Annotated in this window: 18 protein-coding genes; 3 read left to right on the forward strand and 15 right to left on the reverse strand. The window is 70.0% G+C overall.

Annotated features, from left to right (window positions below; translation table 11 throughout):
* From ACFVBH_RS17945 to hemL, 4 genes are all read right to left on the reverse strand, one after another.
* Positions 1 to 834, reverse strand: coding sequence for a cytochrome c biogenesis CcdA family protein (locus tag ACFVBH_RS17945; protein WP_354990800.1), 834 nt, complete (start codon positions 832 to 834; stop codon positions 1 to 3).
* A gap of 5 nt (positions 835 to 839) precedes the next feature.
* Positions 840 to 1,475 (reverse strand): TlpA disulfide reductase family protein, encoded by a 636-nt coding sequence (locus ACFVBH_RS17950; RefSeq protein WP_354990792.1) that lies wholly within the window; start codon positions 1,473 to 1,475, stop codon positions 840 to 842.
* Complete coding sequence (locus ACFVBH_RS17955) at positions 1,472 to 2,077, reverse strand: histidine phosphatase family protein (RefSeq protein WP_354990801.1); 606 nt, start codon at positions 2,075 to 2,077, stop codon at positions 1,472 to 1,474. Before ACFVBH_RS17955 ends, ACFVBH_RS17950 begins: the two co-directional genes overlap by 4 nt.
* Positions 2,078 to 2,922: 845 nt before the next feature.
* The gene (gene hemL, locus ACFVBH_RS17960) at positions 2,923 to 4,260 is read right to left on the reverse strand and encodes a glutamate-1-semialdehyde 2,1-aminomutase (RefSeq protein WP_379002575.1); all 1,338 of its coding nucleotides are present in this window, start codon (positions 4,258 to 4,260) and stop codon (positions 2,923 to 2,925) included.
* 336 nt (positions 4,261 to 4,596) lie between these two features.
* On the opposite strand from hemL, the gene ACFVBH_RS17965 reads away from it, so the two are divergent.
* Complete coding sequence (locus tag ACFVBH_RS17965) at positions 4,597 to 4,986, forward strand: hypothetical protein (protein WP_354990794.1); 390 nt, start codon at positions 4,597 to 4,599, stop codon at positions 4,984 to 4,986.
* Positions 4,987 to 5,071: 85 nt separating this feature from the next.
* Here the strand turns inward: ACFVBH_RS17965 and ACFVBH_RS17970 are convergent, their stop codons facing one another.
* The 4 genes from ACFVBH_RS17970 to hemB all read right to left on the reverse strand — a co-directional run bounded on the left by ACFVBH_RS17970 (position 5,072) and on the right by hemB (position 8,110).
* On the reverse strand, positions 5,072 to 5,425 hold the full coding sequence (locus ACFVBH_RS17970; protein ID WP_354990795.1) for a hypothetical protein: 354 nt from the start codon (positions 5,423 to 5,425) through the stop codon (positions 5,072 to 5,074).
* Between the two features lie 131 nt (positions 5,426 to 5,556).
* Positions 5,557 to 5,802, reverse strand: coding sequence for a hypothetical protein (locus ACFVBH_RS17975; RefSeq protein WP_379002577.1), 246 nt, complete (start codon positions 5,800 to 5,802; stop codon positions 5,557 to 5,559).
* A complete protein-coding gene (locus ACFVBH_RS17980) occupies positions 5,802 to 6,437 on the reverse strand; it encodes a hypothetical protein (RefSeq protein ID WP_379002579.1) in 636 nt (211 codons plus the stop codon). Before ACFVBH_RS17980 ends, ACFVBH_RS17975 begins: the two co-directional genes overlap by 1 nt.
* A 695-nt stretch (positions 6,438 to 7,132) precedes the next feature.
* Positions 7,133 to 8,110 (reverse strand): porphobilinogen synthase, encoded by a 978-nt coding sequence (hemB, locus tag ACFVBH_RS17985; RefSeq protein ID WP_354990798.1) that lies wholly within the window; start codon positions 8,108 to 8,110, stop codon positions 7,133 to 7,135.
* 241 nt (positions 8,111 to 8,351) lie between these two features.
* Here hemB and ACFVBH_RS17990 point away from each other — a divergent pair, with 241 nt between their 5' ends.
* Positions 8,352 to 8,660 carry a hypothetical protein gene (locus ACFVBH_RS17990; protein ID WP_354990799.1) on the forward strand — a complete coding sequence of 103 codons (309 nt, stop codon included), beginning with the start codon at positions 8,352 to 8,354 and terminating at the stop codon, positions 8,658 to 8,660.
* Positions 8,661 to 9,452: 792 nt separating this feature from the next.
* Here the strand turns inward: ACFVBH_RS17990 and ACFVBH_RS17995 are convergent.
* The 5 genes from ACFVBH_RS17995 to ACFVBH_RS18015 all read right to left on the reverse strand — a co-directional run bounded on the left by ACFVBH_RS17995 (position 9,453) and on the right by ACFVBH_RS18015 (position 14,881).
* Positions 9,453 to 11,015 (reverse strand): bifunctional uroporphyrinogen-III C-methyltransferase/uroporphyrinogen-III synthase, encoded by a 1,563-nt coding sequence (locus ACFVBH_RS17995; RefSeq protein WP_354991696.1) that lies wholly within the window; start codon positions 11,013 to 11,015, stop codon positions 9,453 to 9,455.
* Positions 11,012 to 12,061, reverse strand: a complete 1,050-nt coding sequence (gene hemC / locus ACFVBH_RS18000) for a hydroxymethylbilane synthase (RefSeq protein ID WP_354991698.1) — start codon at positions 12,059 to 12,061, stop codon at positions 11,012 to 11,014. Before hemC ends, ACFVBH_RS17995 begins: the two co-directional genes overlap by 4 nt.
* Before the next feature lie 8 nt (positions 12,062 to 12,069).
* Positions 12,070 to 13,455, reverse strand: coding sequence for a glutamyl-tRNA reductase (locus tag ACFVBH_RS18005; protein ID WP_354991695.1), 1,386 nt, complete (start codon positions 13,453 to 13,455; stop codon positions 12,070 to 12,072).
* Positions 13,452 to 14,267 (reverse strand): redox-sensing transcriptional repressor Rex, encoded by an 816-nt coding sequence (locus ACFVBH_RS18010; RefSeq protein WP_354991694.1) that lies wholly within the window; start codon positions 14,265 to 14,267, stop codon positions 13,452 to 13,454. Before ACFVBH_RS18010 ends, ACFVBH_RS18005 begins: the two co-directional genes overlap by 4 nt.
* 353 nt (positions 14,268 to 14,620) lie before the next feature.
* Positions 14,621 to 14,881: a glutaredoxin family protein gene (locus ACFVBH_RS18015; protein WP_354991693.1), complete on the reverse strand. Its 261-nt coding sequence runs from the start codon at positions 14,879 to 14,881 to the stop codon at positions 14,621 to 14,623.
* A gap of 146 nt (positions 14,882 to 15,027) precedes the next feature.
* On the opposite strand from ACFVBH_RS18015, the gene ACFVBH_RS18020 reads away from it, so the two are divergent.
* Complete coding sequence (locus ACFVBH_RS18020; protein WP_379002583.1) at positions 15,028 to 16,065, forward strand: HAD family hydrolase; 1,038 nt, start codon at positions 15,028 to 15,030, stop codon at positions 16,063 to 16,065.
* A 71-nt stretch (positions 16,066 to 16,136) separates the two neighbouring features.
* Here the strand turns inward: ACFVBH_RS18020 and ACFVBH_RS18025 are convergent, their stop codons facing one another.
* A complete protein-coding gene (locus ACFVBH_RS18025; RefSeq protein WP_354989846.1) occupies positions 16,137 to 17,150 on the reverse strand; it encodes a lysophospholipid acyltransferase family protein in 1,014 nt (337 codons plus the stop codon).
* A complete protein-coding gene (locus tag ACFVBH_RS18030; RefSeq protein ID WP_379002586.1) occupies positions 17,147 to 18,232 on the reverse strand; it encodes an NAD-dependent epimerase/dehydratase family protein in 1,086 nt (361 codons plus the stop codon). The genes ACFVBH_RS18025 and ACFVBH_RS18030 overlap by 4 nt, the downstream gene beginning before the upstream one ends.
* Positions 18,233 to 18,369: the final 137 nt, after the last annotated feature.

The following is an 18,369-nucleotide window of genomic DNA, read 5'->3' on the forward strand; positions in this document are numbered from 1 at the left end:
TCAGATCGGGAGGGTCACATTCGAGACGAAGGCGTCCCGGACCCAGGCGACGAATTCGCCCCAGGCCCCGGTCACCAGGGCGATACCGACGGCGACCAGGAGCAGGCCGCCGATCACCTGAATGGTGCGGGAGTTGCGGCGCAACCAGCCGACGCCGCGCAGCGCGGTCGCCGAGCCGAAGGCCAGGATGATGAAGGGCAGGCCGAGCCCGAGGCAGTAGGCCACGGTCAGCGCCACGCCGCGGGCGGCGGTGCTGCCCTCGGTACCCGCGGAGACGGAGATGACCCCGGACAGGGTGGGGCCGAGGCAGGGCGTCCAGCCCAGTGCGAACACCCCGCCGAGCAGCGGTGCGCCGATCAGCCCGCTGATCCGGCGCGGTTCCATGCGGGTGTCGCGCTGCAGCGCCGGGATCATGCCGATGAACGCCAGGCCCATGATGATGGTGACCACACCGCCGATGCGCTGCAGCAGCTCGCTGTTCACGTTCAGCATCTGGATCGCGCCGAACACCGAGGCCGAGGCCAGCACGAACACCACGGTGAAACCGGCGACGAACAGGCCGGCCGCGCCCGCCACGCGCAGGCGGCCGCGCGAGCGTTCGGCGGTCGCCGTGCGCTGGGCCGCGTCACGTTTCGCGGATTCGACGGTCACCGGCGGTGTCTCCGCGCCGACCACACCCGCCAGGTACGACAGATAGCCGGGCACCAGCGGCACCACGCACGGGGACGCGAACGAGACGAGCCCGGCCAGCAGGCACGCGCCGAGCGCGAGCAGCAGCGGGCCGCTCGCCGCGGTCTCCTGGAACGAATCACCCACGCTCGCAAGCACACTCACCGAGTTCACGACTTCGGCTCCCGCGCGATCTCCTCGACCACCGGCTGCAGATCCTCCTGCAGCAGCGACCGCAGGAACACCGCCGCCACCCGATGGTCACGGTCGAGCACGATCGTGGTGGGGATGACGCTGGTCGGGAACTTGCCGCCGAGCGCGAGCAGGGTGCGCATGGACGGGTCGTAGATGGAGGGGTAGCCGACCTTGTTGTCGGTGACGAAATCCTGCGCCTTGTCCTGCTGGTTGTCACGGACGTTGATGCCGAGGAAGGCCACGCCCTTGTCGCGAGTGGCCTCGTAGACCCGTTCCAGTGCGGGCGCTTCGGCCCGGCAGGGGCCGCACCACTGACCCCACAGGTTGATCACGACGACCTGGCCCGGGAAATCGCTGACCGACACGGTCTTTCCGGCGGTCATCAGATCCGGTCCGGAGAGCGTGCCGATCGTGCCGCGCGAACTCGGCGGGTCGTAGCGAATGTCGGTCTTGCCGCCGGGTGAGACGAAATCGAAGGTGCCGCCCTGCGCCACCGCGTCCTTGCCCGCTGTCGAGCATCCGGCCAGCGCCGCCCCCAGGGTGACGCTCGCCAGCAGGATCGATACCGTGCGCCGGAGTGCTCCGGGCCGGGACGCGATGGTGCGGGTCATGCTCCCGTCGCCTTGGGATCCGAGGCCCCCGCCGGTTCGGAATAGACGATGTCGATCAGCGTATCGCCCTGGTAGACCAGGGAAGTCAGCGATGCGAGCGAGCACTGCCGGTTGCGCGGATCGTGCCAGAGCCGCTGACCCTGCAGGAAGCGGCGCAGCGTCCACACCGGCAGCTGATGCGAGACCAGCACGGCTTCGCGCCCGGCCGCCTCGACCCGGGCCTTGTTCGCCGCGGCCAGCATGCGGTGCGCGATCTGCAGGTACGGCTCGCCCCAGGACGGGGTGAAGGGGTCGCGCATCTTCCACCAGTGCCGCGGCTTGCGCAGCGCGCCGTCGCCGATGGAGACCCGCAGGCCCTCGAAGGTGTTGCCCGCCTCGATGAGGTTGTCATCGGTGCGGATGGTCAGACCGTGATGCGCCGCAATGGGTTCCGCGGTCTCCTGCGCGCGCTGCAGCGGCGAGGCGACCACCAGCGCGATATCGTGCCCGGCCAGCGTGCGGGCCACGGTCTGCGCCTGCGCGCGCCCGGTGGTGGACAGCTGGAAGCCCGGCAGGCGGCCGTACAGGATGCCCTTGGGGTTGTGCACCTCACCGTGCCGCATGACGTGCACGATGGTCTCGACGTCGTCGGCCACCGACCCGGGCAGGATGAGCCCGCTGGTCGACGGGGCCGCGGGGGAAACGGGAAGCGCTTCCGGGGCAACGTCTTCCGAGGGGACATCGACGGAGTCGGTCGCGACGACAGCGTCGCCCGAACCGTTCACGGACTCGGTCGCGCCGTCGGCCACGTCGGCGTCGATGGCCGCCGATTCGACGACGGCGGCGGAATCGGCAACGTCGGCGGATCGGGTCGCGGCGTCACCCGAATCGGTCGCGACGTCCAGCGACTCGGCCGCGACGGCGGCTTCGGCAGCAGCCGATTCCGCGACGGCGGCGGTTGATTCGGTCGCGGCGCCTGCCGAATCGGTTGCGGCGCTGTCGGTCACGAGTGCCGCCTCCTCGACGGCCACGAACTCGACCTCGGCCGAGACCGGCTCGGGCGCGGTCACCGGCTCGATCTCGACCGCGGCCACGATCTCCTCGGCCTCGATGACGGCCGCGGATTCGAGATCACCGATGACAGTGGACTCGGAATCACTTGCGGCGGTGGCGGATTCACCGGCCTCATCGGACTGCGTGGCGGTCGCGTCGGGTCCGGCAGCGGAAGTCTCGGACCCGGCGGTGCGCTCGGTGGTGGAATCGGCGTCCGGGGCCAGGGCCGCGGCGACGGCGAGCAGCACGTCCACCGGCGGCTGGGACCGGGACTCGCTCGGGGCGACGGCGGCTGCCTCGCCGCTCTCGGCCAGTTCGGCCTCGGTCTGGCGGATGGAGTCCAGCAGTCGGGCGGCTTCGCCGGGCGAGAGGGGCGCGGACTCGGGGGCGGGCAGACCGGACTCGGGGTGGGAACTCACGCGGCGGATCCTTCGGGAGTGGCGGCGGCCGCGGCACGCGCGGCGGCGGGGAGGGCGGCGGCGATGCGATCGAAAGCGTCCTCGTCGAGAGCCGCGGACACGAACCACGCTTCGAACGCGCTCGGGGGCGCGTAGACGCCCGCGTCCAGCAACGCGTGGAAGAAGGCGGGGAAACGCCAGGTCTCGGCCGCCTTGGCGGCGGCATAGTCGGTGACCGGGGTGTCGGCGAAGAACACGCTCACCATATTGCCCGCGAATTGCACCTGATGCCGGACGCCTTCGGCGCTCAGCGCGCCGGTGAGCAGTCCGCCCAGCCGCTCGGCGTTCTTGTTCAGCGTCGCGTAGACCTCCGCGTCCGCCGTGCGCAGCGTGGCCAGGCCCGCCGCGACCGCGACCGGATTACCCGACAGCGTGCCCGCCTGATAGACCGGGCCCAGCGGGGCCAGCTTGTTCATGATCTCGGCGCGGCCGCCGAACGCCGCCGCCGGCAGGCCGCCGCTCATGACCTTGCCGAAGGTGTAGAGGTCGCCCGCGACACCTTCGATGCCGTACCAGCCCGAGGCGCTGACCCGGAAACCGGTCATCACCTCGTCCATGATCAGCAGCGCGCCGTGCTCGGACGTGAGTGCGCGCAGGCCCGCGTTGAAACCGGGCAGCGGCGCGACCGCGCCCATGTTGCCCGCCGCGGCCTCGGTGATGACGCACGCGATCTGATCCGGATGCGCGGCGAACGCGGCGGCCACGGCTTCGAGATCGTTGTACGGGAGCACGATGGTGTCGCCCGCCTGCGCGCCGGTCACGCCGGGCGAGGTGGGCAGGCCCAGGGTCGCGACGCCGGACCCGGCGTCGGCCAGCAGCGCGTCCACGTGCCCGTGGTAGCAGCCGCTGAACTTGATGATCTTGGAGCGGCCGGTGAATCCGCGCGCCAGCCGGACCGCGCTCATGGTGGCCTCGGTACCGGAATTGACCAGGCGCACCCGCTCGACCGGATCGACCCGCGCGGCGATGGCCTCGGCCAGCTCGATCTCCGCGGCCGTCGGGGCGCCGAAGGACAGGCCGCCGACCGCGGCGCGCTGCACCGCCTCCACGACCGCCGGGTGCGCGTGCCCGAGAATCATCGGACCCCAGGAACACACCAGATCGACGTACTCGTTGCCGTCGGCGTCGGTGAGCGTGCACCCGCTCGCGGACGCGATGAAACGCGGGGTGCCGCCCACCGAGTGGAAGGCTCGCACCGGTGAATTCACGCCACCCGGAATGACCGCCGCGGCGCGTTCGAAGAGCTGGGCTGACACCGGCACCGACGCCTGGGTCACACGCGGAGAAGAACTCACGGCGTCCAGTCTCTCAGCCGCCGCAACCCCGTCGACGACAGGGTGTAGGAGAGTGTGCCGCCCCACACCCCGAACCCCGATCCATCCACAACCATCCACAGCGTCCGTCCACAACGATCCGCAGTGTCAATCCACACCCATCCGCAGCGTCCATCCACAACGATCCGCAGTGCGCCGCGGAGACGCGCCGGGGCTCCGCGCGGCGCGGAACGCGCCGAGTCGGCGGCCGGGCGGGCAACACGCGGGAGCGGGAAAGCGGGAGTTTGGTCGCTGAGAGGTTGCTGATGCGTAATCTCGCGGGGCAGGAGCGAACTCGGTCGAGAAGGGCGGAACGGTATGCGGGGCATTGGTTTCGGAGCGGCGATCGTGGCGGCGGCGGCCGGGGGTGCGCTGTGCTGCGGGGCCGGGACGGCTGCGGCGGGCACGCCGATCGCGCAGCCGGACCAGGGGCGAATCGGGGTGCAGCTCTCCCACGAGGAGACCGCGAGCATCGCCGCCGGCCCGGTCCCGGCGGTGTTCAGCATGTTCGTGCCGCTGAGCCGCATGGGTGCGGGACTGCATCCCGAGACCACCATCCCGAGGGACCAGAACGGCGCGGTGCACGCGTCGCTGCGGCAGGTGATGACCGAGGCCGCCGATCATCCCGACGGCACGGTCACCATCTTCCTGAACGCGCCCGGCACCCGCAACGGCCGGGTGCTGGATGTTTACCAGAACTGGAAGTAGTCGCCACACAGCCTGATTCACACCGCATCGGAGAGGCTGGACGCCGGGTGCGCACGGTGCACATCCGGCGTCTGCCCGGCCGCGGTCAGATCAGCGGCAGTCCCAGGCAGAAAGCGGCCCAGCCGGTGCTGAGCAGGCAGTTCAGCTGCACCGGTAGTAGATCGAGCAGGGATGACGCGGCGGGGCGGACGTCCGGGCCCACCGGCCGCACCGCATCCGCCGCCACCGGCCGCGCGCGATCGATGCTCGCGATCGGCGGAATGCTCGTGGCGGACGCGGATCGAACCGGCGACACGGCCCGCTGCAAGACGGCCGGCGCTTCGATCCGGGTTTCGGACGCCGGCTCACCCGCGACGGCGGGGGTGGCCGCCACGGCACCGGCGAAGCCCGCCGCGAGCACGACCAGGATGACGCGTTGCAGAGAATCCGTACGCTTCATGTATCCCATTGTCGGGCGATACCACCGGCTCTCACCAGCGAAACAACGACTTCGCGCGCCCGCGTCCGGCGTGTTCACGCCACCCGGTCACCGTCGCGGAACGCCCTCGGGAACGCCACGAACCGGAAGCCTCAGCGCGCGACTCGCGCGACCCGGACAACCCGGGCGACCAGATCGATGAACACCAGCCCCGCGACCGTCATCACGGCGGCGGACAGCGCCAGCCACGGCCCCGAATAGCGGGTCGCCTCGAAGCCCGGGGATTCCCCGACCGGCTGGAACCATCCGGTGTGAATGCCGTTGCGCCAGCACCAGATCGCGAGGACCGCGAGGGCCGGTGCGAGCACGAACTCGGCGAGCACGGCGAGCAACCGCATCACCCCGCCTCCTTCTCCTCGTCACGTCGCGCGGCGGTCTTGTCCAGTGCCACCGCGGGGTCTGCCGCGGTCTCGTCCGCCGTCGCCTTCGCGACCGCGGCGTCGGCCGCGGACTCGTCCGCCGCGCCCGGAGGCACGACCTGGTCTTGCACGGCCGTTGTACCCGAAGTCTCCTCGACCAGCGCGGTCAACTCGGCCCGCAGCACACGGTGATCGCGTGCCCACGCCTGCACCAGCTGCCCGGATTTCAGTTTCAGGCCGATACCCTTGCGCCTCCGCGGCACCCCGGTCAATTCGCCCAGGGCGCGCGCGGATTCCCAGTCCTCATCATCCCAGGAGTCCTCGTCGATCTCCGGGAGCACCGCCGCGATGTCGGACACAGCGAGGGATTCGGTGCCCTCGCGCAGGGTCTCGGTGGTGAGTTCGACGCTGATGTGCCGCCGGCCCGCGATCACCTGCAACCAGACGAATCCCGCCAGCAGCAGGGAGCAGAAGACCAGCCCGAACCAGTGCAGGGGGCCGCCGCGCACGATCTCCAGGATCAGAATGATCCCGCACAGCACCGGCCCGTAGGCGATGGTGCGATACCGCGCGCCGGGCTCGGAGAACAGCACGGCGGGGGCTTTCTCGCTCATAACGAGAACCTAGCGGGGGCCGCGGACCGCCCGCGCGATAGGTGCACGGTTTCTAGCCGAGCAGACCTGGAATCAACAGCACGGCGAGGGTGAGCAGGCCGAAAAGAAAAAGTAGGCCGAATGCCAGCACGTCTCGCCGAAGGCTGTGCGGCTGCTGGATCACCACTCGCATCGTTGCCTCCGCCTCTCCGGAGTCAAACTCGCCATGGCACAACGCATGACGACCGACTTCCGGTTCCCGAACTCTCTGTGACTGCCCTCACCATACCCGTTAGTAAGCTTGTAACAAACTTCGCACCCCGGATTGTGCATCGGGACGGTCGCCCGAACCCGAATCCACAGGGCGGCATCGCGATACCGCCCCGCACACGGGTGCCCTCCGTCGCCGCGACCTGCGCCGAACCGGCGAAATCCGTGGCAGCAGTGCGCGGTTGCGCTTCACAGCAATGGACACCCCGCCGGATGGCCTGCCACCACGCCACCCACGCGGTGATCGAGGGTCGCGGTGTGCACGCCGTCGCGGTCCATCAGTCGCCGATCCGCCGCCCTGTCGACGACGCGGCCGCGCCTGACCGGCCTTCAGCAAGTCCAGCGCCGCTTCTGCGCGGCGCGCGCGGCTGGATCCGGCCAGTGCACGGCTCGATCCAGCCGGCGCGCGGTGCGCGGTTCGTTCCAGCCGGAGCGCGATCCGCGTCTCAGTCCAGCCAGTGCGCGGCTTCGGTGGCCCAGTAGGTGAGCACCATGTCGGCGCCCGCGCGCCGAATCCCCAGCAGGGACTCCAGAATCGCGCCGCGGCGGTCGATCCAGCCGTTCTGCGCGGCGGCGGTGATCATCGCGTACTCACCGGAGATCTGATACGCCGCGACCGGCACCGTGGACTGGTCCGCGACGTCGCGCAGGATATCCAGGTAGGACATGGCGGGCTTGACCATCACGATGTCCGCGCCCTCGGCCAGATCCAGCTGCAGTTCGCGGATCGCCTCGCGCCGGTTGGCCGGATCCTGCTGGTACGTACGGCGATCGCCCTCGAGGGACGAGCCCACCGCCTCGCGGAACGGGCCGTAGAACGCCGAGGCGTACTTGGCCGCGTAGGCCAGGATGCCGGTGTCGGTGTGCCCGGCCGCGTCCAGCCCGGCCCGGATCGCGCCCACCTGACCGTCCATCATGCCGCTGGTGCCCAGCAGATCCGCACCGGTTTCGGCCTGGGACAACGCCATTTCCACGTAGCGGCGCAGGGTCGCGTCGTTGTCGACGCCGCCGTCGCCGTTCAGCACCCCGCAGTGCCCGTGGTCGGTGAATTCGTCGAGGCAGGTGTCGGCCATGACGACCGTGGACCCGCCGACCTCGTGCACCAGCGCGCGCAGACCGCGGTTGAGGATGCCGTCCGGGTCGCTGGCTCCGCTGCCGAGCGCGTCCTTGTCCTGCGCGCGCGGCACGCCGAACAGCATGAGCCCGCCCACGCCGGCCGCGACGGCCTCCACGGCGGCCTTGCGCAGCGAATCCATCGAATGCTGGTAAACGCCCGGCATGGAAGAGATTTCGCGCGGCTCACCGAGTCCGTCGGCCACGAACATCGGGAGAATCAGTTGCCGCGGCTGCAGGGTGGTCTCGGCCACCAGACGGCGCATCGCGGGGGTACGGCGCAACCGCCGCGGGCGGTCCATTCCGGTCATAGTCGCATGATATGCCCGCGCGATCGGCGGGTTCGCGCGGCCCGTGCCCCGGCCGCGAACCGCTCCCCCGCGCCGTCGCGGCTCGTCACCGCGCGCTCGCGTCGTACCAGGTAGCCCACGGTCAGCACCGGATTTTGTCGGTGTCCCCGGGTAGAATCGAAGATGTGTTCGACGGGTTGGCGCGGGGATTCGAACACCTGGATCCCCGGGCCGCACCCGGTACGCGATGGGAGGATCGGCAATGCTGGCAGCCGTAACGAATATGTCCGACAAGACCTCGGTGCCCAAGAAGGGCGAGGCGATCGATCACACGTGGCGGCCGCTGTACAAGCAGCCGCTGCCGGCGGGGCGGCCGCGCACCTGGTACGTCCAGCACAATCGGCGGCTCAAGGCCATGCGCCTGGCCATCGCGATGCTCGATTCCGGCGTCTTCGCCGCGGACCTGGCCACCAATGACAAGATCCGCGACACCGCCGAATCCGTTGGCGTGCACTGGCCTTCGGATGCCACCTGCCGCATGGTGCGGCGCATGATGCAGGCTCAGCGCTGAGTCGGTGCGGGTCCGGCGCCGGAGGGGCGGCGTCCGGACCCGCACAACCCACCCGAAACCGACACCGCGGCAAACATATTCACTACTATTCGCCTCACCCCGGCCGCGCACCGACAGCCGCCGACGCGCGCGCCCGCGAACCCAGGTCCTGACGTCAGAAAGTGAACCGCCGCAACAACCATGGCCACGCACCCCCGCCGCCCCGCCGTTCTCGGCCGGAGCCCGCGCAGCCACCCGACTGTGCTCGGCGGATCGGCGGCGCCCACCAGCGCGCGGCAGGCTTCGAACGATGACGCCCCAACGCCGAGCGAAAGCACGGCATCGATCCGTGCGCTGCCCGCGATCACGTCGCACCGGCCGCACCTCGTCACCGGTCCGCGTCCGCCGCGCAGAGTGCGGCTGTGGGCCGAGGGGAACACCGCTCACGTCGTGATCCACGCGACCTGCGCACCCGCCCTACTCGCGACGCGCGACTCCGCCGCCGCACCCGGCAGGACCGCGGAACCCGTCGGACCGCCCCGGCCAGGTCACGCGACCGCGCCGACCACGAACCGGACGGTGGGCGTGCGCATCTCGATCCGCGAGCCGCACGCCACCACACCGCGCCGATCGGACGACCCGGTCGATATCGCACGGCCGGAGCTCGGCGTACGGTCACGAGCGCACACGGCCGCGTCGGCGCCGCCGACAACCGGGCGGCTTCCCGCGGCGTGCCGCACCGTTCCCCGAAACGGCAACGGGCCCCGCATCATCGGATGCGGGGCCCGGAAGCCGAAAAGTACTGCCGACGACCTATCGGCTGCGGCGGCTCTTCTTGCGCGGCGGGGGCAGCAGGCCCTCGGCGCGCAGGTGGGCGGCGTGCTCGGCGAGGGACTCGACGAGCGGGCCGACCTGGGCGATCTCGGGCTGCACGTCCACGCGCAGGCCGAACTCGATCGCCGTCTCGGCGGTCTTGGGGCCGATGCACGCGACGATGGTGCGCGCGTGCGGCTTACCGGCGATGCCGACCAGGTTCCGGACGGTGGAGGACGAGGTGAACAGCACCGCGTCGAAACCGCCGGTCTTGATCATCTCGCGGGTCTCCGCCGGCGGCGGGGACGCGCGGACGGTGCGGTACGCGGTGACGTCGTCGATCTCCCAGCCGCGGTCGCGCAGCCCCTCGGCGAGGGTCTCGGTGGCGATGTCGGCGCGCGGCAGCAGCACCCGGTTCACCGGGTCGAAAACGTCGTCGTAGGGCGGGAAATCGGCCAGCAGGCCCTCCGAGGACTGCTCCCCGGACGGGATCAGTTCGGGATTGATGCCGAAGGATCGCACCTTCTCCGCGGTCGCCTCACCGACGCAGGCGATCTTCACGCCGGAGAACGCGCGGGCGTCGAGCCCGAACTCGCCGAACTTCTCCCACACCGCGCGAACGGCATTGGTGGAGGTGAACACGACCCACTGGTAGCGCCCGTCGACCAGGCCCTTCACCGCGCGCTCCATCTGCGCGGGGCTGCGCGGCGGCTCGACGGCGATGGTCGGGACCTCCATCGGAATCGCGCCGTGCATGACGAGCTTCTCGCTCATCTCACCGGCCTGCTCCTTGGTGCGCGGCACCAGCACGGTCCAGCCGTACAGTGCCCGCGACTCCCACCACGAGGTCTTGGAACGCTTCTCGACCTCTTTGCCGACCGTGACGATCAGCGGCCCGACCAGCTCGGACGCCGCGTTGTTCAGCGTCGCCAGCGTGGTGTCGATGGTGCGCTGCTGGCGCGTGGTGCCGCGCACGGTCACCGCGACCGGGGTCTGCGGCGCCATGCCGTGCTCGACCAGCGCGCTGGCGGTCTCGGCCAGATGCCCGGAGGTGGCGTGCAGCACCAGCGGGCCGGGCGCGGCCGCGACGGCCGCCCAGTCCACCTCGCCGCGCACGTCGACCTCGGTGTGGCTCGAACCCAGTTCGATACCCGCGTAGGCCGGCACGGTGGTGCCCGCGGACAGGCCCGGCAGCACCTCGAACATCATGTGCGAGCGGGTGACCGCGTTGACTTCCTGGATCACCGAATCGGTGGTCAGCGGGTCGCCGGACACCAGCCGGACCACGTCGAACCCGTTGCGGGCCTCGGTGATCAGGGTCTTGGCGACCTCGGCGGCATCGCCCAGCGCCGGGCGCACGTCGACCGGGCGCTCACCGTCGGCGGCGGGCTCGACCGCGGCGCCGATCAGGGCGAGCACGCCCTTGTCGACATCGGGATCGGTGAAGGCCAGCGTGGCCCGGGTGAGCACCTCGCGGGCGCGCACCGTGAGCAGCGCCGGATCGCCGGGCCCGGATCCTACGAAGAGGATCCGCCCGGGATGCTTCTTGGTGGCTCGACTCATCGAATGTTCTCCATTGGGCTGGGAGTGGTGCTGCTGTCGTTGGATTCCTCGGCCGCCGGGTTGCCATCCCCGGGGTCACTGAGCAGGTCGCGCGCCCCCAGCTCCAAGAGCTCACGCGCCAGTGCCCGGCCCAGTTCCGCGGCGTCCGCGGGTGAGCCGACCACTGAGGCCCGGATGGTGTCCGAGCCGTCGATCGCCGCCACACAACCCCGCAGCGACAGTTCGTCGAAGATCCGGCCGTCGTCGTCGATCGATTCGACGACCTCGGCCAGCGCGCCGATCGGCGCCGTGCAACCGGCTTCCAGTTCGGCCAGCAGCTCGCGCTCGGCGGTGATGGCGGCACGGGTGCCGGCATCGTCGAGCGCGGACAGGATGGTCACGAGTTCGGTGTCCTCGCTGCGGCATTCGACCGCGAGCGCGCCCTGCGCGGGAGCGGGCAGCATCTGCACCGGCTCCAGCGATTCGGTGATGACGTCCAGGCGGTCGATGCGGGCCAGCCCGGCCCGCGCCACCACGACGGCATCGAGTTCACCGTTGGCCACCTTGGAGATGCGGGTGTCGAGATTGCCGCGCAGCGGCACGATCACGACACCCAGCCCCAGGGCCTTGAGCTGTGCGGACCGCCGCGGCGCGGAGGTGCCGATGACCGAGCCCGGCGGCAGTTCACCCAGCACGAGACCGTCGCGCGCCACCAGGGCGTCGCGCGGATCCTGGCGGGGCGGGACCGCGGCGATGTTGAAACGCGGGTCCTGCGCGGTGGGCAGATCCTTGTACGAGTGCACGGCGATGTCGACCGTGCCCGCGCCCAGTTCGTCGCGCAGCGCGGCCGTGAACACGCCGACGCCGATCTCCTGCACGGGTGCGGCGGACTGATCACCGGCGGTCTTCACGATCACCAGTTCGGCCTGCTGCCCGGCGGCGATCAGGGCGTCGCGCACATGCCCGGCCTGGGTCAGGGCCAGCAGGCTGCCGCGGGTACCGATCCGCCACGGGGCGTCGATTGTTCCACGCAATGTCTCGAGCCCTGTCTGTGTTTCCTGCACCATCGCTCCGGTCATGCGGTCAGCCCCTGTTCGTCCCCCGAGTGGGCGGCGGTGAAATCGTCGGCAAGCTCGCCGCGCGCGGCGATTTCCATCGGCGCCGCAACCGCCTGCGCCGCACCGGGTTTGAGCTCGAACAGCTCACGCAGCGCCTCGGCGTAGCTGTCGCCGCCCGGCGTGGAAGCCAGTTGCTTGACCCGCACCGTCGGCGCGTGCAGCAGTTTGTCGACGACCCGGCGCACGGTGCGCGCGACCTCTTCGCGGTGCGCGGCGTCCAGCCCGGGTAGTCGGGAGTCCAGGCGTAGCATTTCGGCCTCGACGACGTCGGCGGCCATCTGCCGCAGCGCCGCCACAGTCGGCGTCACCTCGGCCATGCGCTGTCCCGCAAGGTATTTGGCGAGCTCATCGGCCACGATGCCGCGCGCGGCGGCGGTGTCGTCGGCGGCAGCACCGGCCGACGGATCGCGCTGCAGCGTCTCCATGTCGATGACGGTCACCCCGGGCAGCCCGGCGACCGCGTGCTCCACGTCGCGGGGCAGACCCAGGTCGCAGATGACCAGCTGGTCGCTCGCGCGGCCGGCCGAGAGCGCCCGATGCACATCGGCGATGCTCACCACGGTGCCGACCGCGCCGGTACAGGTGACGACCACCTCGGCCGCGGCCATCGCCTCGGCCAGGCTGTCCATCTCCATCGCCTCGGCGGCGACGCCGTGCATGGTGGTGGCCGTATTGGCAAGGCGCTCAGCGCGTTCGAGGGTGCGGTTCACCACGATGATCCGCTCGACCCCGGCCCGCGCCAGCTGCGCCACCGCGAGCCCGCCCATGGCGCCCGCGCCCAGCACCAGCGCCGTGCGCCCGGCGAGGGGACCCAGCACCAGGCGTGCCCGATCCAGCGCCACCGACACCACCGAGGCGCCCGCGCGATCGATCCCGGTCTCCGAATGCACCCGCTTGCCCACGCGCAGCGAATGCTGCGCCAGCTCGTGCAGGGTGCGCCCGGAGGCCTGCTGCGCGTCGGAGGCGGCGTAGGCGGCGCGGATCTGGCTCAGGATCTGCTGCTCACCGATCACCATCGAGTCCAGGCCGCTGGCGACCGCGAACAGATGCTCCGCGGCGGCCTCGGCGTAGCGCACGTACGCGTGCTTGGTCAGTTCCGGCAGCGGCAGCCCGGAGTGCCGGGTGAGCAGTTCGCTGACTTCGCCCAGCGCCGGGTGGAACGCGTCGACCACCGCGTAGATCTCCACCCGGTTGCAGGTGGACACGATCATGGCCTCGGAGACGTGGCTCGAGGCCAGCATCTTGTCGGTCAGCTTGGGCCGGTCGTGCTCGGTGATCGCGACCTTCTCGAGCACCGCCACCGGCGCGCTTCGATGCGAGATCCCGACGAGAAGCACACTCATGGCTGGACCACCGCTCCCTTGCTGGTTGTCTCCGTGCCGCCCGACGGGCGCGCTGCCGACGCGTGAGAAGTCTGAATCGGCGTGTAGATCACGCCCACGGCGTCGCCCGCGGCCACGCCCACCGTCTCCCCGGCGGCCTCGGCATTGCGCGCCAGCTCGAAGGACAGCAATTGCATCTCCACCGCGAGATCGACCCGGCGCACCTCGACGTGCGCGGGCGCGTCCAGCGCGACCGGGGAGAAGCTGAGAATGCAGAGCACACCGGCCGCGACCAGCCGGTCGCAGACGCCCTGCGCGGCCGAATCCGGGGTGGTGATGACCGCGATCGTCGGGGCGAGCAGCCGCACCGCATCGGTCAATCCGGCCACATCACGCACGCTCAGGCCGCAGACCTGGGTGCCGATCAGGGCCGGATCGTTGTCGAAGATCCCGACCATGGCGAACCCCCGGCGGCGGAACCCGCCGTAACCGACCAGCGCCCGGCCCAGATTGCCCGCTCCGACCAGCACCACCCGGTGCCCTTCGGACAGGCCGAGCACGTCTTCGACCCGATCCCGGAGCTTGACGACGTCGTAGCCGACGCCGCGCACGCCGTTGGGTCCGAGGAAGGAAAGATCCTTGCGCAACTTCGCCGAACCGACACCCGCCGCGACAGCCAGTTCCTCACTAGATACGATGGCTACACCGTCGTCGGCGAGTACGGCGAGGACCCGGAGATAGGTGGCCAGTCGGGCCACCGTGGCCTGCGGGATGTCCTTCTGCAGAGCCCTGCCGGAGACGCCACTCTGCGGCGTCTCATGCTGCTCTGTCACGTCGCTTGCGCTCCTCGTCCGGCCGGGGATTGGGTGTCCGGCGTTCTTTTGTCACCCGACGCCGGTGACCGTCGCAGGGCGGTCTATGGTCGGGGGTTCGGGGTCGCTTCCACTGCCTTCGAAGGCAGGTTGCGTGCCACCACCGTAACCGCTTGTGAAGCCCTGCACAAAGTCGGTGAATTCAGTCACTTTGCGGCGGGCCGCTGCCCCGGGATTCATTCAACCCCCCTCGACCCGAACCCGCTACGCAACGCGCCGGAAATCGCCCGCCCGGACACGCCGTAGGGGGTTGTTCGGGGGCATACGCGGCATTCCGCCGCCCGTACGGGCGGCGGCCGGCGAACCTCCCGGTTTCAGCGACTCAGATCCGCACGCAAACGCGCCTCGTCGACGTCGAAATAACTGTGCTCACGACCATCGAGCAGCACCACCGGAAGCCGGTCGCCGTACTCCGCGCGCAACCCCGGATCGTGCGCGGCGGCCTCGTCCACATCGACGATCGCGACCTCGATTCCGAACTCGGCGCAGACGGGTCGCAATTGTTCCAGCGCCACCGTGCAGAGGCCGCAACCATTGCGGGTCAGCAGGGTGACCGTACGTGTGGGATCGCTCATAACTCCATTCAACTACCCGTTATGTCGTTCAGCGTCTACGTCCCGGTCACCGGTGAGCGTTACTGTGGACTGTGCCGGTTCATGCGCGACCCGTATTGGTCTCGGGCTCCCTGGTGTACCGGCCAAAAACACAGGCGGAGGTACTGGTGCCGGAACGATCGAAAGAGGCCGGAACGGGTTCGAAGGACTCGCGGCCGGGATTGATCGCGGGGCGATTCGGGGAGTTCCCGGCCCGCTGGGGACAGGGTCTGCAGGACCAGTTCACCCGGATCGCACGCAGTCCGTTCGGTCCGAGCGAGGAAGAGGTCAGAGCGAACCTGGCCGGCGAGGCGAGCGCCGACGCGGCCATCGCGCTGCACGACGCCGAACTCGCGCTGCACGACGAGCCGCTGCGCGCGGTTCCCCGGGACCTGACCGCGGCCGCGTTCTTCGACGTCGACAACACCATGGTGCAGGGCGCGTCCATCGTGCACTTCGCCCGCGGACTGGCCGCCCGCAAATACTTCAAGACCTCGGACCTGGTCGACATGGCCTGGAAGCAGGTCAAATTCCGGGTCACCGGCAAGGAGAACATCGCCGACGTGGCCAGCGGCAAGGAGCGCGCGCTCGAGTTCATCGCCGGTCGCCCCACCGCCGAACTCGCCGCCCTGGGCGAGGAGATCTACGACGAGATCATCGCCGACAAGATCTGGCCCGGCACCCGCGCGCTCGCGCAGATGCACCTCGACGCCGGGCAGCAGGTCTGGCTGGTGACGGCGACCCCGGTCGAATTGGCGCAGGTCATCGCCAAGCGCCTGGGCCTGACCGGCGCGCTGGGCACCGTCGCCGAATCCGAGGACGGGGTGTTCACCGGCCGCCTGGTCGGCGACATCCTGCACGGGCTCGGCAAGGCGCACGCGGTGCGCACCCTGGCGATTCGCGAGGGCCTGAACCTCAAGCGCTGCGCCGCGTACTCCGACAGCCACAACGACGTGCCCATGCTCTCGCTGGTGGGCACCGCCGTGGCCATCAATCCGGACGCGGACCTGCGCGAGGTCGCCAAGAACCGGGGCTGGGAGATCCGCGACTTCCGCACCGGCCGCAAGGCCGCCAAGGTGGGCGTGCCCACGGCGCTCGCGCTCGGCGCGGCGGGCGGCGCGGCCGCGGCGGTGCTGAGCCGCAAGCGCGAAGCCCGCGTCGGCTGAGTCTTCGAACGAGAAACGGTGTGGCCCGGTCCGATTCGGACCGGGCCACACCGATGATCAGCCGCCGCAACCTATCCCGTGAAGGGATTGCGGCGCTTGGTGAGATTCCGGTACAGCGTGCCCTGGATCGTCTCCCGGACCTGGTCGGTGATCTCGAACATGGTCATCGGATCGTCGGCCGCCTCGGGCTCGTAGCCGCTGGTGGAGATCGGCTCGCCGAATTCGATGTGCCACTTGGACGGCAGCGGGATCGCGCCCAGCGGGCCCAGGTGCGGAAAGGTCGGCGTCACCGGGAAATACGGCATGCCGAGCAAGCGGGCCAGCGGCTTGAGATCGGCCAGCTTCGGGTAGATCTCCTCGGAGCCGACGATCGAGCACGGAATGATCGGCACGCCGGTGCGCACCGCCGCCGCCACGAATCCGCCGCGCCCGAACCGCTGCAGCTTGTAGCGATCGCCGAACGGTTTGCCGATCCCTTTGTAGCCCTCGGGGAAGACCCCGGCCACCTCGCCCGCGCGCAGCAGGCGCTCGGCGTCGGCGGGGCAGGCCAGGGTGTGCCCGGCCTTGCGGGCCAGGCCGCCGATGAGCGGGGTCTCGAAGATCAGGTCGGCGGCCAGCAGGCGCAGCGCGCGCTGCTTGGCGTGCCGGTCGTGGATCGCCAGCTGCAGCATCAGGCCGTCGATCGGCACGGTGCCGGCGTGATTGGCGACCACCAGCGCGCCGCCCACCTCGGGAATGTTCTCGATCCCGCTGGTCTCGACCCGGAACCACAGCTCGGAGATCGGCCGCAGGATCGGCAGGATCACCGTCTCCAGCAGATGTTCGTCGAGGCCGAATTCGTCGACCTGATAGTCGCCGGTGAGCCGGCGGCGCGCGAAGTCGGCGGTGCGGCCCACGCCCTCGGCGACCGCGCCGCGCAGCATCTCGCCCAGCGACTTCGGCTGCCGCGATTCGACTTCGGCGAGCCGATCGGTCAGCGAGGTCACCGGCTTCAGGGCCGGTTCGCCCGGCCAGACGCGCGACGGCCGATGTCGCGCCTCGATATCCACGTCGTGAAGACGAATCACCTTCGCTACGTCACTCATTGGTGCGCTCCCGTCCCGGCCCCGATCAGGCCGAGAAGTTTGTTCTCTGCGGCATCGATCCAGCGGGGATCGATCACGGGCCGCAACGCTGCGCCCCCTATGAAGTCGTCGAATGCCTGAACCGTCGTCCAGCGCGGCTGGAATCCGAGCTCGGTGCGCATTCTGGTCGTGTCCAGGCCACAACCGAAATGGAAATAGTCGATCTGTTCGGCGGTGAACTCCCGCATGACCGGTCCCATCAGGGTACGGCCAACGGTACGGAAAACGCTGTACGGAACCGGCATTTCGATACGACCCGCGCGCCGGATGGCCTGCGACAAAGCCATCGCGCCGTCACCGGCCACATTGAAAGTGCCGCCCGGCGCGCCCAAGGCGGCATGGGTGAGCGCGGCGATGGCGTCTTCCTCGTGCAACAGTTGCATTCTCGGATCACGGCCCAGGATCGTGGGTGTTACCGGCGAATGAAAATACTGCACACCGCGATCGGCCAACCGCGGGCCGACAATCGGCGGAAAACGCAGAATGGCCGTACAGATATCGGGACGACGGCGGGCCAGCCCGCGCACGAAACCCTCCACCTCGACCATATCGCGGGCGAACCAGCCCCGCGGCGGCGTGCGCGCGCTCATTTCCTCGGTGAATTTCACCGGGTCCTTGGCACTGCATCCGTATACCGCCGAGGACGAGCGCACCACCACGCGCCGCACGCTGGAGGCCTTGCGGCACACCGCGAACAACTGCATGGCCCCCAGCACGTTCATGTCCTTCATGGCGGGCCGGCCACCACCGGCGGGCGGGCGCGACAACGCCGCGGGATGCACCACCGTGTCGACCGAGTTCCCGTCGATCACCTTGCGTATCAACGGATTACGAATATCGGCCCGGACGAATTCGGCGCGCCCCATGCGCCGCAACAGCTCCCGGCTCGGCTGTTTGGCATCGACCGCGATCACGCGTTCGATACTCGGATCAGCCGCCAGCCTGACCACCACGTTACCGCCGAAGAACCGGCTGGCGCCGGTCACCATCACGATCTTCGGCGCCGAACCGTCCCTGGTGCCGCCCACCGCACCGGATCCCATTGTCGAGCCCCCATTTCTGTTTTCCCGCGTCCCAAGGGTAACCGCCGGACCTGGGCTCTCCGAAGGGTATTAACCAGGATCTAACGATGAGTTCTGTCACCCGTGATAAACGGAAAGCCCGCCACCGAAGGTGACGG

It is taken from the genome of Nocardia sp. NPDC057668 (assembly GCF_042799795.1).
GTDB lineage: Bacteria > Actinomycetota > Actinomycetes > Mycobacteriales > Mycobacteriaceae > Nocardia.

Bases quoted from the DNA above. Each gene is read 5' to 3' on its own strand.
- ACFVBH_RS18005 (WP_354991695.1), bottom strand. From the start codon at position 13,455: ATGAGTGTGCTTCTCGTCGGGATCTCGCATCGAAGCGCGCCGGTGGCG.
- ACFVBH_RS18030 (WP_379002586.1), bottom strand. From the start codon at position 18,232: ATGGGATCCGGTGCGGTGGGCGGCACCAGGGACGGTTCGGCGCCGAAG.
- hemC (WP_354991698.1), bottom strand. From the start codon at position 12,061: ATGGTGCAGGAAACACAGACAGGGCTCGAGACATTGCGTGGAACAATC.
- ACFVBH_RS17990 (WP_354990799.1), top strand. From the start codon at position 8,352: ATGCTGGCAGCCGTAACGAATATGTCCGACAAGACCTCGGTGCCCAAG.
- ACFVBH_RS18015 (WP_354991693.1), bottom strand. From the start codon at position 14,881: ATGAGCGATCCCACACGTACGGTCACCCTGCTGACCCGCAATGGTTGC.
- ACFVBH_RS17970 (WP_354990795.1), bottom strand. From the start codon at position 5,425: ATGAAGCGTACGGATTCTCTGCAACGCGTCATCCTGGTCGTGCTCGCG.
- ACFVBH_RS17975 (WP_379002577.1), bottom strand. From the start codon at position 5,802: ATGCGGTTGCTCGCCGTGCTCGCCGAGTTCGTGCTCGCACCGGCCCTC.
- ACFVBH_RS17955 (WP_354990801.1), bottom strand. From the start codon at position 2,077: ATGCGGCACGGTGAGGTGCACAACCCCAAGGGCATCCTGTACGGCCGC.
- hemB (WP_354990798.1), bottom strand. From the start codon at position 8,110: ATGACCGGAATGGACCGCCCGCGGCGGTTGCGCCGTACCCCCGCGATG.
- ACFVBH_RS17965 (WP_354990794.1), top strand. From the start codon at position 4,597: ATGCGGGGCATTGGTTTCGGAGCGGCGATCGTGGCGGCGGCGGCCGGG.
- ACFVBH_RS17980 (WP_379002579.1), bottom strand. From the start codon at position 6,437: ATGAGCGAGAAAGCCCCCGCCGTGCTGTTCTCCGAGCCCGGCGCGCGG.
- ACFVBH_RS17950 (WP_354990792.1), bottom strand. From the start codon at position 1,475: ATGACCCGCACCATCGCGTCCCGGCCCGGAGCACTCCGGCGCACGGTA.
- ACFVBH_RS18025 (WP_354989846.1), bottom strand. From the start codon at position 17,150: ATGAGTGACGTAGCGAAGGTGATTCGTCTTCACGACGTGGATATCGAG.
- ACFVBH_RS17995 (WP_354991696.1), bottom strand. From the start codon at position 11,015: ATGAGTCGAGCCACCAAGAAGCATCCCGGGCGGATCCTCTTCGTAGGA.